The following is a 13227-nucleotide window of genomic DNA, read 5'->3' on the forward strand; positions in this document are numbered from 1 at the left end:
CTATGCGGTTAGGAGTTTGGTCATGAATCTAAAGCGTTTCCTTACGTTTAAAACCATTGTTGAGGAAGGCTCGTTTCTTAAAGCGTCGCAAAAGCTTTATTGCACTCAATCGACAGTGACTTTTCAGATCAAACAGTTAGAACAAGATCTCTCATTACAGTTGTTCGAAAAGATCGGCCGAAAAATGGTGCTGACTCAGGCAGGAGAAAAGATCCTTCCGTACGTTTATGAGCTCGCACGAGTGATGGAAAACATTGAAGGCACGGCACAACAAGAGAGTTCTGAGCCGACAGGGGAGCTGAAGGTTTTAATCGCAGAAACGCAACTCGCTTACAAAATGGCCAATGTTTTGAAGGAATTCAGAATACGAGCGCCGAAAGTAAGACTCTCTCTGCAATCACAAAACTGCTATAAGATTCGTGATGAATTGATTGCTGATAAAGCCGATTTGGGAGTGTTCTACCGTGTTGGTAATGATGATGCACTCAAGGTACATGAGTTTGAACAAGAGCCGTTAGTCCTTGTCGCTTCGCCGCTTCTAACTGGATTAGATTTGCAGAAAAGGGATCAACACATTGATTTGGGATTCATCAGCAATGGTCCTAAGTGCCTTTTCCGTCAGACCTTTGAGAGCATCATCCAAGAGCGCAACATCAGCATCGATAACATGATTGAGCTGAGCAGTATTAACACCATCAAAAACTGTGTAGAGAGTAATATCGGTATCTCTTATCTGCCTCGCTTCACTGTCGAAAAAGAACTGCAAGAGGGCAGTCTGCAAGAGCTCGCGTTTACCGATGCACCGCAAATGATCAAGCCGCTGTGTGGCTACCATGCCGGAAAGTGTGTTACGCCCGCAATGGAAGTCTTTATCGACTGTATGCGCAACGCGCACTAGAAAGGCTTTTTCCTCAAACCATGAAATTCCTTCATGTTCAACGTGAAGTATTACCAATGTTATTCAAGTAACGAAGCAAGTATAAAAAACAGACTGCTCTGGTGTTAGGCACTGTGACAGCTGTTTTTGAACTGAATTTTCGAAGTAAACGCTGCACACACTGACGATTGGGAAAATCAAAAAACACAACCATCCCCAAGAACAGAGTTAGGAATCAGTCAGCGTTTATCTAAGGAAATAGGATACCAACTCACCATGAATAACGATTTCAACTTTGCTATTAAGAGCATCCGTTTTGATGAGAACTACCAACCATCAGACAGCACGCGCATCACGACCAACTTTGCCAACCTAGCTCGTGGTGACAGCCGCCAAAATAACCTTCGCAATGCACTGCGTATGATCGACAATCGTTTTAATGCCTTGGCACATTGGGATAACCCAAATGGCGATCGTTACAGTGTCGAGTTGGAAATCATCTCTGTGGATATGGATATCCAATGCAGTGGTGAAGCGTTCCCTTCCATTGAAGTGCTTAAAACCAACATTGTTGACCGCAAAACCAATGAACGTATTGAAGGTATTGTCGGTAACAACTTCTCTTCTTATGTGCGCGATTACGACTTTAGCGTTCTACTGTTAGACCACAACAAAGACCAGCCTCAATTTAGTATTCCTGCTGATTTTGGTGAGTTGCACGGCAAGCTGTTTAAGGCGTTCGTGAAGTCGGAATCGTACCAACAACATTTCCAAAAGCCGCCAGTGATTTGTTTGAGTGTGTCGGACAACAAGGTTTACCGCCGTACTGACAACCAGCATCCAGTATTGGGTTTTGAATACCAGCCAAACGAATCGTCATTGACCGAACAGTACTTCAAAAAGATGGGCTTACAGGTGCGCTACTTTATGCCGCCAAACAGTGTCGCTCCGTTGGCATTCTACTTCTTCGGTGACTTGTTGAATGACTACTCTAACCTAGAGTTGATCAGCACCATCAGTACCATGGAGACGTTCCAAAAGATTTATCGCCCAGAGATTTACAACGCGAACGCGGTAGCCGGCCAGTGTTACCAACCGAACTTGAAGAATCTCGATCACTCGTTAACCCAAATCGTTTATGACCGCGAAGAGCGCAGCCAGCTTGCGAAAGAGCAAGGGAAGTTTGCTGAGGAACACTTCATCAAACCTTATCAAGCCATCCTTGAGCAATGGTCTGCAAATTACGCGTAATCGAAAACGAGAATCTAAAAGGGAATGACGATGAAAACACTATTACCGACTTCAACGGCGGGCAGCTTACCTAAGCCTTCTTGGTTGGCTCAACCTGAGACGCTTTGGTCACCGTGGAAACTGCAAGGCGACGAGTTGATTGATGGCAAACGCGATGCGCTGCGTGTCTCTTTACAAGAGCAAGAACTGGCGGGGGTCGATATTGTCAGTGACGGTGAACAAACTCGCCAACACTTTGTGACGACCTTTATTGAACACCTTAGCGGCGTAGACTTTGAGAACCGCAAAACCGTGACCATTCGTAACCGCTATGACGCGAGTGTACCGACGGTTGTTGGCCCAGTTAGCCGAACCAAACCTGTGTTTGTGGAAGATGCGAAGTTCTTGCGTCAGCAAACCAAACAACCAATAAAGTGGGCGCTGCCGGGGCCAATGACGATGATCGATACGCTGTATGATGATCACTACGGTAGCCGTGAAAAACTGGCTTGGGAATTCGCAAAGATCCTTAACCAAGAAGCCAAGGAGCTTGAAGCGGCAGGCGTCGACATTATCCAATTTGATGAGCCCGCATTTAATGTGTTCTTTGATGATGTGAACGAGTGGGGCATTGCGTGTTTAGAGCGCGCCATTGAAGGACTAAAGTGCGAAACCGCAGTGCACATCTGCTATGGCTACGGCATCAAAGCCAACACGGATTGGAAGAAAACATTGGGCACTGAGTGGCGACAATACGAAGAAGTATTTCCGAAGCTGCAGAAGTCCAATATCGATATTATCTCGCTTGAGTGTCACAACTCGCGTGTACCTATCGAACTATTAGAACTTATCCGTGGTAAGAAGGTGATGGTTGGCGCAATTGATGTGGCAACCAACGAGATTGAAACACCAGAACAGGTTGCAGAAACACTGCGCGAAGCGCTTAAGTACGTCGACGCTGATAAACTTTACCCATGCACCAACTGCGGCATGGCGCCTCTATCTCGTGAAGTTTCAACGGCAAAGCTGAATGCACTCAGCGCAGGCGCAGAGATCATTCGAAAAGAGTTGGCTGGCTAATATCAAATCTTAGGTTCGACGCAATAAACTAAAGTCAGGGTCATTCCAGCGAATCTAAGCGAGACTAGGAATCTGCTAACCACTCGCTGGAAAACGGCGATAGCCTTCGAACTTCACAGCACTCGGTAGGTAGATCCTGAATCACCTCGTCCCTCGCTGTTCAGGATGACGGACGTTGGTAGATACGTTGCTCGCGATACTCTTATATGTGGAGTGTATCCAAAGTTGGGTCATTCAAGCGAGTCTAAGCGAGACTAGGAATCTGCTCACCACTCGTTGGGAAGTCGCGATAGCCTTCGAACTTCACAGCACTCGGTGGGTAGATCCTGAATCACGCTCGTCCCTCGCTGTTCAGGATGACGGATGTTAGGAGGTCGTTGTTCACGTACACAACTATTTGGTTTGTATCCAAAGTAGGGTCACTCCAGCGAGTCTAGACGAGACTAGAAATTCACTAACCACTAGCTGGAAAACGGCGATAACCTTCGAACTTCACAGCACTGGGTAGGTAGATCCTGAATCACCTCGTCCCTCGCTGTTCAGGATGACGGATGTTGGGAGATGCGTTACTCACGTACCCAATTATTTGGTTTGTATCTAAAATTAGGGTCATTCCAGCGAGTCTAGACGAGACTAGGAATCTGCTAACCACTCACTGGAAAATGGCGATAGCCTTTGAACTTCACGGCACTCGGTGGGTAGATCCTGAATCACCTCGTTACTCGACGTTCAGGGTGACCGGTTCTAAATAAAAATGCCGCTCCTAGCAAGGTGAGCGGCATGCTTCGTTTCCCGGTTCCCGTTAATTCAATTCCACGTTCTTCATCTCAGGATGCTTCAATAACATCACGCGAATCCAGTGGTGTACCACCCACATCACCATCGCGGTCAGCAGCACTGCTACGAATATCGAACTGAATCGGTACAAGATGGAGAAGAACGCGTCTTTCTGCTCAGGCACTAATGACGTGGTCAGTGGAACAGACAGGGCAGACATCGCCGAGAACGCAATGGCGGCTTTGACTTGTCCTTTCGTTAGCCACAAACAGAATGGTCCCATAGCGATGGTAAACGCCAGCCAGAACAGTAACCCATGACCAAACCAACTGCCCAAGATTAACTGCACCGTCATACCCGCAATACAACCTAGTGCTGTGCCGATGATACGGATTTTCGCCATGGCCATTGAGCCTGCTAGTGTCATTGGCGTTAGGATGATAAGGATCGAAGCTTGTGCTGAAAGCGAGTCGTACAAATCACCTATTTGGAACACCAAAAACGCCGCCATCGCTACCACCCAACCCATAGCGACTTGGCTGATGTAGTCGATATCGCTTTTTACTGGCGTGGTCATTTCTGTTTGTAAGATCTTCGATTCCGGCTCTGGGAATAGCCAATAGGCGAGGGCACAGACGAAGATATTACTGAACGAAATCACCCAAAGGTTGACGTTGAACTCTTCAATATCCATGAAATCGTAGCTCGCAAAGTTGAGCACGATCGAGCCAACCAACAATCCCATGTAACCAAACAAGTAGGTTTTTGGATTCATCATCGCGATGCATTTAAACAGCATCATAATGCCCACTGCCGCGAACATCAGAGTGGGATGGAACTGTAAGTATTCGAGAATAAAGGTGGCTTGAACCGTGGTCCAAACTGCAGAGAACAGCACCATCAATACCAGTGGCAGACTGAAGTGGTCCATACGGCCGAGCACGAACAGTGGCAGCATGACGGCAAAAAAGCCGTAAGACCAACCAAAGATCATGCTCAATGCCAAACCCATTGAGCAGCCGAACCAAATGCGTAAGGTTTTCATCGCAGCCGCCTAGTAGATAAAGTGGAACCAGCTAGCAAGGTAGATTTGAACTTGAGCCATCATTGCCCAGAACGGACTGTTGTCTGGGTAAAGGACGATAGTGGCACGAGAACCGACGAACAGAGAGGAAGGCAAGGCTTCTTCGCTAGTAAGGTTCACGCGAGTTCGCTGCGCATCTCGTACCCAACGGTTGTTCACTTCAACTTTGGTCAGTGCGCCGTTTGGAGTTTGTTGTGCGGCCGCGACACCGTAATCTCGGCTCGATAATTCGAAGTCGTAGACAGAACCTGGGTTAGCATCGAATGCCACCATTGCGTGGTAATCTTTGCTTACTCCTGCCACAGACTTCTCTCGGAAATCCGCTGCAACCCACATCGAACCTGTTGGTACAAATGTAAGCAATGGCATGTTGGTGTTTGCCATGGTGCCGACTTCCAATTGCAGGTTCGTTACCACGCCATCACTCGGAGCAAGGACTGCGGTGTTGGTTAGGTCTAGCTGTGCCTTCTCAATGCCGTTTTTCGCAATTCGAACTGCTGTGCTTTGGCCTTTTTTGTCACCAAGTTGTGCTTCAATCACTTTCAAGTTTTGTTGTTCTGCTTTGAGTGCAGCTCGTGATACTTGGTTTTGGGCGAAAGCGTTGTCTAAAGTGGATTGAGAAATCACTTTCTGTTTCGACAGCTTTTGCAAACGTGAATATTCACGGTGTGCGTTATTGTAGGTCGCTTCTGCTCGTGCAATGTTCGCCAATGCCGCTTCACGTTGTGAGTAAAGGGTGGCTTCTTTTTCGTAAGCCGATTGCAGTGACAACTCCGCTTGCTCTAGGGCAATTTTGTATTTTCGGTCATCGATTTTGAATAGCACATCGCCTTTGTGTACCGACTGGTTATTGTCGATAAGCACGTCGGTCACTTTGCCAGAGACCTCTGGCGCGACTTGCACTACGTAACCCTGAACTCGCCCTTCGGTGGTGATTGGCGCGTGACGGTCAGCAATGATGATGTAGAAAAAGAGTACAATGAACAGGACAATAAGTGTTCGCATCCAGTGTTTGAATTTATGATCCGCTGTCATAAGAGATACCTGAATTTATGGCGCTAACAAGCAAATAAGACAGGCGATTATAGAGAAGTTGGTCACAGTTCAGTAGAATGACATTAAGTGCATGAATGACCTAAAAGTAGGACAATGAACGTAAGTTTTGATGATCTTCACCTGTTTAGCCAAACCGTTGTACACGGAGGTATCAGTGCTGCCGCAGATGCTAACCAGTTACAGCGTTCCAAAGTGAGCCGCAGACTACAGGAGTTGGAAAAAGCGCTAGGCTGCCAATTGCTGATTAGAACCACGCGAACCATTGAGTTGACCGAGCACGGCAAGCGCCTGTTTGAGCTGGTGGGGCAACCCATTGAGCACATTCAGCAAGGTTTGAATGTGATGCACGAATATCAACAAGAACTGACCGGCAAGGTGCGCGTCGCGATTCCGTCTGCATTGATGAGCTCTGCCGCGTTTAACTGGATCATTAACGAATACACCACGCGTTACCCTGAGATGTCGGTGGAAATTGAAAACCATCAGGAGAGTGTCGATCTTAAGCGTCAGGCATTTGATCTTCAGCTTCTTCCTAGCGTGGCGAAAGTATCGGACGACAGTTATGTTCAGTTCAGCTTATTGCCTTATCGCAGCCATTTTGTGGCGTCTAAAGCCTATCTAGAGGCGCATTCACCATTAAAAACCATGGAAGACTTAAAGCACCATCGTTTGCTCACCAACCGTTACAACGCAGATTTACTCGACTCTGAATTGCATGTGGCATTGAAATCTGACGATTTGAATTTGCTTCGCTCTATGGCTATTGCAGGCAACGGCATTGCATTTATCCCTCAAGTGCATTCCAAACCAGCATTGGAAGATGGCATGTTGGTGGAAGTGCTGCCAGAGTTTACGCATCCTAAGCAGCACCTGACTCTGATTTATCCATCCAATCTGTTTTTGCCGAACAAGGTAAAAGTGCTGATTGAACTGTTTCGAGAACGATTCAAATAGCGTGAGCGGACAATAACTTTGCGAATTTGCCCATCTGATTATCCTGCGCTTCTGGTACATTCGTTTTATTCAAAGGCTTGAGCAGAGTGATGTTCAGCCGCTCATAGGAGATGAGAATGTTATCGAAAAACACCACCGGACTGATTGTTGTCGATGTGCAAGGTAAGCTGGCAACGCTCATGCACGAAAGCGAAGCCCTGATTGAAAGCACCACCAAGTTAGTCAAAGGCGCAAAAGCGCTTAACTTGCCGATAGTGTGGTTGGAGCAAAACCCAGATCGCTTAGGACCAACGGTTGAGCCGATTCGTGAAGTGCTCGCGAAAGATCACTTACCCATCGCTAAGTACACCTTTGATGGTTGCAAAGAACCGACATTCAAACTCGCGGTAGAAAACGCCAAAGTCGACACTTGGTTAGTTTGTGGTATTGAAGCGCACATTTGTGTGTATCAAACCGCGGTGTCGCTGCGTCAAATGGGTTACCGAGTAGAGTTGGTGACTGATTGTGTCTCTTCCAGAACGCCAGCGAACAAAGCGTTGGCGCTTGCAAAACTGACCGCGAATGGCGTTGGTCTAACAGGCGTCGAAATGTGTTTGTATGAAATGGTAGAAGATTGCCGAGCACCAGAGTTTAAAGAGATCTTAGGGCTCATTAAATAGCACAATCGCAGCCGTAGACAATTGTTACGGTGAAACATGGCAGAGACAAAGATGGAACTGAGAGCATTTGAAAAGGAAGATTACGAGGTACTCATCCGCTGGATTGATTCAGACAAATTGAACTACCAGTGGGGAGGCCCAAACTTTCATTTCCCTTTGGATGATGAACAAATCTCTGTTCATTGCGCCAAACCTGAGGTCTTCCCGTTTATCCTTATTTGCGACGGAAAGAAAGCGGGGTATGTTGAGCTGTTCAAAGTCTCAGATTCACACTTTCGTATTTGTCGCGTGTTCATCGCCAACGCGTTTCGAGGGCAAGGGATTTCAAAGGTCATGCTCACGCAGCTCATCGAACTGTCTCAAACTCAGCACCGTGCTCAAGTCTTGTCGTTGGCGGTGTTTGAGCGTAATACTGTCGCGAAGAATTGCTATGAATCGCTTGGTTTCAAAGTGACTTCTCATGAATCAGGACCCCGTTGTTTTGATAACGAGGTTTGGGATCTTTTACTTATGGAAAAGCGACTGTAGAAAAGGTTTAAAGCTGGCGAAAGGGCATTGGAGTTTCGCTCCTAGCTCACTTTGGGTATGTGTTAGGGATTAAGGATGACGAATGGAAATTAGAGAAGTTAAAGACACGGATTCAGCTCAAATTGTTGAAATATATAATTACTATGTGGAATCCACGTCGATTTCTTTTGAGGAAGAACCTATTTCCGTCGAGGTGATGCAGCAACGAATAGAAGAAGTGCTGAGTTTAGGATTACCTTGGTTGGTAGCCGAGGTCGACGGCCAAGTATTGGGATACGCTTATGCCAATCGATGGAAGCCGCGCTCTGCGTATCGCTTTACCGTAGAACCTTCTATCTACGTGAAGCAGGGCATCACCAGCAAAGGCATTGGTAGCACTTTGTATTCACACTTGCTCGACAACCTGAGAGAGAAACAGATTAAGAACGTGATTGGCGTGATTACGTTGCCTAACGAATCGAGCATCCGACTTCATGAGAGATTGGGCTTCAAGAAGGTAGGGGAGTTTCCTAATATCGGGCTCAAGTTCGGCGAGAAGAAATCTGTCGGGTATTGGCAGTTGGAATTGAATGCTTAACCTCGAACTTTAAAATCTCCTCCCTTGGTAACCTGATTTTTTCAAACAGTTTACCAAGGGAAATCGGCCTCTTGTGCTGACTTAGGCATCCCTGTTCTTATTCGATGATTGCTTGCTAGAGGACAGCGCGGCTTGTGTTTCTTCCAGCCCTTCCGCTTCATATTGATAACCCGAGTTCATGCTCATGTCTTTGTACTTCACCAGCATCTTTTCAATGATCAGAGATTGAATGCGAAGGGCATCTTTCCCAAGCTTTTCGGCAATAAATTCACTGAGCGCTTTCACCGTCACTTTGTGCTTTTGCGCGTTTGATTCGGTTCCGGTTTTGACTTCAATCACTATGTTCTGCTCTTTCTGAGCAATTTGAGTCAGATGCGCAGTGAACCGCTCGTTGTAAACCTGAGATGTTGGGCTTAAACGGAGTTTGTTGATTCTTGGGTACTGACTCGCCAATTCATCCTTAAGTTTTTGGTGCAGTTTTAAGTCTTTTAGAGCAATCGACTTCTGTTGATTGATGCTGTTGAAGAACTTCATATCGTTAGACACATCAATGTCTTCGGATGAAGAGATAAACGCAGGATCAAACAACACATTGCGGTTGAGCATGGTGAACTGCTCAATTGGTCGGCCCTTTACTGCGCCCTCGTTGAGTAACCCTTTCGGCGCTTTTGAGCCTTTTTCGTAGGTGTCTCCACTTGTTACACCAAGCGAGATATACAAGGTGGTGTCATCTTTTACTTCCGATGTGGCTTCTTCCGCCGCGGAGATAAGATCCATTTCAGACATCAACACATTGCAGTCCATCATGGTGACTTTTTTGAGTTGTTTGAGTTTGCAAAAATCGACGACGGCTTTTCTTGTTGCACCAAAACCAACGGTGCCAGATTCGAACGCCCATCCAACCAAACCAACGCCAGCGGCTTGAAGTAGTGTCCCCATTTGGTCGTGATATAAGTTCAGCTCGCTTTGGTGCACGAACAAGTACACAGGTCTGTCGTTGCCTTCTGTGTACCAATACAGCTCTTCCAGTTTTTCTTTGATCTTAAACTCTTTCGGCATACCGACGGAGGGAACGATTAAAGCAGTGCCCGTGGTGGGTTGAGGCTCTATTCTTACTTCAAAATGAGAAGCGCTTGGTGACGTTGATTGTTGGCCTTGTTGTCGAGTTTGCACCGGACTTGGGTCGTGGATTTGTCGGCGGTAGTAAACACGCTCCAGTTCGCGATAGTTATTCAAAACCTGATCGACGCTGACAGGTTCATACTTGAGCGCACCTGTGTTGTCGTTAACGACGTAGCGGTAGTTAAAGCGTATTAGTGCCTCAGCGGCTTGGTCTGCGATAGTGAGATTGTTCTCTTCTACGTGGTTTTGCCAATCTCGTTGAAACGCTTCCCACTTGTCGGCGTTTTCTTTTGTCTGATCCTCGCGCGAGCGCTTAGTTGCAGAACCTCCTTGCGCAGTGTTGGAGGCATCGTTCTTTCTTTTTTTCGCTTGGCTTGAGGTAGCCGCCGAAGTGTTCGTTTCACCGTACATGCGTGTGTTCACTTATTTTGAATATGAGTGATGAGGGAGACTCTCCCTCAAGTGGCATCTTGATTTGCCTTGTCGATCAGCAAGTCTTACAAACTAGACTGAAGACAGGCTGGTTATGTGCGTCAACTGTATGTCGTCTTCGACGAAAGAAACGGCTACTCGCAATACGCGGCTTTCAATTTTTTGCACATTCAATACTGGCGTGTTTTGCGACAATCCTGCGTGATTAAATATATTGATCACTGAAGAGGGCTGCGTTAAGTCCGAATATTCTCCCCACACATCGCGTTTCGTGTACTTTCCCCAAACGTCTCCAAGTGGGTAGGCTTGGCCAACAGCAAAAGTCTCTTGAGGGCAAGTTTGCTCAGCATTGGTCGCTTTTTGTGGTTGTTGAGCCGCAGTGACATTCAACACATCACCAACTTTGAGTGCGATAGGATCGCTTTCATAGCTTGGATTAAGCTTGAGCAATGCTTTGGCAGATAACCCATATTGAGGTGCAATATCCGTCCATAGTTCCGGCGTTCCATCGTCGTTGGTACTGACTTTATGGGTCTTCGCTTTGCTTGTTTCGTTGTTCGATTGTGTCGCTGTATTTTCTCTTGGTAATAAAGACTGTTTCACAATCGCTTTAAGCGCAGCGATATCAATGAGCGTGGCATTTTGCTCCAACCAAGTTGGGTTAATCTCGGCAAGCTCGTCGTTGGTGAGCTTCTCTTGGCGGTAGAAAATATGCTGGGGTGCGGCTTTCTTGTCTTCGATTGCGACCGGTACCAGTATGGTGTTGAATGTTTTGGAGCTAGCCAGTATTTCTGTAATGCCATGGGCGTTGGAAGTAGTCATTTGCCAAGAAAACTTGTCGTTACCAAGAATGGCCATTTCATGCATTAACTTTCCATCATGGAAATAATAGTAAAAGCCTTGCGCTGCCCAACCCAGTAGACCTTTGGTCTCGACGGCGGGAATAAAAGGAATGAATTCAGCATTGGTATATTCACTGCCGCTCGGTTTTGGCGTGACAGTGTATTTTTGTTGTAAGCCGACGTCTTGAAAAAGTTCGTGTAAAAGGGTTTTGTCTTCGGCTTCGAAACATGCTGCTGATAATACAGTACAGGGCGACGGTTGGGTTTTCTCTAATTTTCCCCAGCGTTTAATAAGCGGTTCTTTTGCCGTTTTCGCCAAAGAAAAAACACCCGGTCGAAGTGTATTCAAATCGTCTTTTGGCGCATGGATTTTAATTCGACATTCGAATTCAGCCTCAGCCTGAGATTGATAGTCGTGGACTGACGAGCTGTAGCTTGCTGGCGCACTATTCTGTGAACTGGATTGGTGACTTGTGTTCGAATGACGGCTAGCAGTTGAATGTTTGTTTGACGTAGTTGACGTGGATTCGATAAGTGGCGAGTAGCCAGCTCCCCTCACACGTGTTGATGTTGGACGCTTCATTAATATCGCCTCTTGGATTTAATTGGTGATAGCTTAGCGGCAAATAAAAGAACGCACTATAGACAAAACAACCAATTCTTTTTGCTTAGTTACTAAATCTATAGTCAGAACGAAAGTCACGCAGGGTAAGGTATTTAGTGATAATAATGTTTATTAAAATGAGAGGATGATGCAATAAATAATATTAATGCGAAGGGTGGGTAGATATATTGATGGTTTATTTTAGGAAAGCGTGAAGCGTTAATTACTGGTTATTAATGACAAAAGCTTAATTACCAGCAGTTAAGAACTGATAGCAAATAACTGATAGCTAATAACGAGTAACCATTAACTAGCGCTTTGGCCTATTGGAAGAACCAATACGCTTACTCAAACTCTCTTTGGTATCTCGGCAACATGGATTCATTGCCAAGCAATCCACCTTGATGGATGTAAATCAACGTCTTATCTTCATTTTCTGCCAACCATGGTTGTAAGCATTGCCACATGTAAGGGTCATACAGTAGGTCGAATTCTAGGTTGGTTTGATCGTAAAGCGCATTCCACGTCTCGTAATCGCTTTGGTATAAACGACCGAAATGGTGCTTATCGCGTACCGACAAAATGGTTGGGTGGTTGTCTGTTTCTAGCGTGTTGAATTGTTCAGTAAGGTATTGAGCATCACCGACACAAGCACAGGTAACAACCTTGATTCCGTGTGGCTTCAAATGTTTACTTAAGTAAAGCGCAGTGGTTCCGGTTCCTGATGGCAAGGCCACAACAAACTGTTTTTTGCCTTCAAGGCGAGTCCAATCAAGAAGCTCGCGCGCTAATTGCTTTACTCCAGCTTCGGCAATCTTCGCTTTACCGCCTTCTGGAACCACCAAGGTCGTGTCGTCCAAGCCACGAACCTGTTCGATGTATTCGGTTGGATGCAAATCGGATTCAATGTCCTGCATCGCCGTGATACTCATACCCAAATCAAGCGCACCACGATAGTTGCCGATAGGGGAGTCTTTAAGCCAAGACGGAATATGTTGAACGTAGAACTCGAAGTTCCAGCCTTTGATTTGCGCCAGAGCGGCAAGTGAGTACATCGCGTTGGATTGAGCAGAGCCGTAACTGATGAGGGTTTTGATGTCGCGGTTCTGCGTTTCCATCAATGCCATAAACTTACGTGCTTTGTTCCCAGAAAAGTGAGAATGCAGCATGTCATCACGCTTAAGGAAAAACGTATGACCGTTGAAGTTGTGTTGAGTTATCGGGCTTTCAGAGAGTTTCATGCTACTGCTGACGTGTCCAACCACGCGACCTTGCCGTTAAAAAGGGCGCGTAGTGTAACGCCATTAAACCCAGATAAAAAGTCTGGGTTTCAGTACAACCATTTCGGTTATTCCTGATGTTTTGGCCGCTTTGGTTTCAGGCGATTCCATCCATGACTCGCCTT

Annotated in this window: 12 protein-coding genes; 7 read left to right on the forward strand and 5 right to left on the reverse strand. The window is 46.3% G+C overall.

The window, feature by feature from the left end; translation table 11 throughout:
• Positions 1 to 22: 22 nt before the first annotated feature.
• The 3 genes from ACLIIY_RS04455 to ACLIIY_RS04465 all read left to right on the forward strand — a co-directional run bounded on the left by ACLIIY_RS04455 (position 23) and on the right by ACLIIY_RS04465 (position 3187).
• The gene (locus tag ACLIIY_RS04455) at positions 23 to 898 is read left to right on the forward strand and encodes a LysR family transcriptional regulator (protein ID WP_041058218.1); all 876 of its coding nucleotides are present in this window, start codon (positions 23 to 25) and stop codon (positions 896 to 898) included.
• A 255-nt stretch (positions 899 to 1153) separates the two neighbouring features.
• Positions 1154 to 2128, forward strand: coding sequence for a DUF1852 domain-containing protein (locus ACLIIY_RS04460; protein ID WP_434528182.1), 975 nt, complete (start codon positions 1154 to 1156; stop codon positions 2126 to 2128).
• A gap of 30 nt (positions 2129 to 2158) precedes the next feature.
• Complete coding sequence (locus ACLIIY_RS04465) at positions 2159 to 3187, forward strand: methionine synthase (RefSeq protein ID WP_434528183.1); 1029 nt, start codon at positions 2159 to 2161, stop codon at positions 3185 to 3187.
• Between the two features lie 802 nt (positions 3188 to 3989).
• On the opposite strand, the gene ACLIIY_RS04470 is transcribed toward ACLIIY_RS04465, so the two are convergent.
• Both ACLIIY_RS04470 and ACLIIY_RS04475 read right to left on the reverse strand, forming a co-directional pair.
• Positions 3990 to 5009, reverse strand: coding sequence for a DUF2955 domain-containing protein (locus ACLIIY_RS04470; RefSeq protein WP_045412076.1), 1020 nt, complete (start codon positions 5007 to 5009; stop codon positions 3990 to 3992).
• Positions 5010 to 5018: 9 nt separating this feature from the next.
• Positions 5019 to 6083 carry an HlyD family secretion protein gene (locus ACLIIY_RS04475; protein WP_009706953.1) on the reverse strand — a complete coding sequence of 355 codons (1065 nt, stop codon included), beginning with the start codon at positions 6081 to 6083 and terminating at the stop codon, positions 5019 to 5021.
• 114 nt (positions 6084 to 6197) lie between these two features.
• Between ACLIIY_RS04475 and ACLIIY_RS04480 the strand changes: the two genes are divergently transcribed.
• The 4 genes from ACLIIY_RS04480 (at position 6198) to ACLIIY_RS04495 (ending at position 8822) form a co-directional block, all read left to right on the forward strand.
• Complete coding sequence (locus tag ACLIIY_RS04480; RefSeq protein WP_038895249.1) at positions 6198 to 7058, forward strand: LysR family transcriptional regulator; 861 nt, start codon at positions 6198 to 6200, stop codon at positions 7056 to 7058.
• Between the two features lie 116 nt (positions 7059 to 7174).
• Positions 7175 to 7717 (forward strand): hydrolase, encoded by a 543-nt coding sequence (locus tag ACLIIY_RS04485; protein ID WP_005435018.1) that lies wholly within the window; start codon positions 7175 to 7177, stop codon positions 7715 to 7717.
• Positions 7718 to 7768: 51 nt separating this feature from the next.
• Positions 7769 to 8245 (forward strand): GNAT family N-acetyltransferase, encoded by a 477-nt coding sequence (locus tag ACLIIY_RS04490; RefSeq protein ID WP_434528534.1) that lies wholly within the window; start codon positions 7769 to 7771, stop codon positions 8243 to 8245.
• A gap of 82 nt (positions 8246 to 8327) precedes the next feature.
• Positions 8328 to 8822, forward strand: a complete 495-nt coding sequence (locus ACLIIY_RS04495) for a GNAT family N-acetyltransferase (protein ID WP_199481049.1) — start codon at positions 8328 to 8330, stop codon at positions 8820 to 8822.
• Between the two features lie 81 nt (positions 8823 to 8903).
• Here the strand turns inward: ACLIIY_RS04495 and ACLIIY_RS04500 are convergent, their stop codons facing one another.
• The 3 genes from ACLIIY_RS04500 to ACLIIY_RS04510 all read right to left on the reverse strand — a co-directional run bounded on the left by ACLIIY_RS04500 (position 8904) and on the right by ACLIIY_RS04510 (position 13063).
• The gene (locus ACLIIY_RS04500; protein WP_434528184.1) at positions 8904 to 10355 is read right to left on the reverse strand and encodes a hypothetical protein; all 1452 of its coding nucleotides are present in this window, start codon (positions 10353 to 10355) and stop codon (positions 8904 to 8906) included.
• A gap of 93 nt (positions 10356 to 10448) precedes the next feature.
• The gene (locus ACLIIY_RS04505; protein ID WP_434528185.1) at positions 10449 to 11801 is read right to left on the reverse strand and encodes a LysM peptidoglycan-binding domain-containing protein; all 1353 of its coding nucleotides are present in this window, start codon (positions 11799 to 11801) and stop codon (positions 10449 to 10451) included.
• A 365-nt stretch (positions 11802 to 12166) separates the two neighbouring features.
• Entirely contained in the window at positions 12167 to 13063 is an 897-nt protein-coding gene (locus tag ACLIIY_RS04510; protein WP_434528186.1) for a 1-aminocyclopropane-1-carboxylate deaminase/D-cysteine desulfhydrase, read from the reverse strand.
• Between the last annotated feature and the right edge of the window lie 164 nt (positions 13064 to 13227).

Source organism: Vibrio sp. K4, from assembly GCF_051122595.1.
Lineage (GTDB): Bacteria > Pseudomonadota > Gammaproteobacteria > Enterobacterales > Vibrionaceae > Vibrio > Vibrio owensii.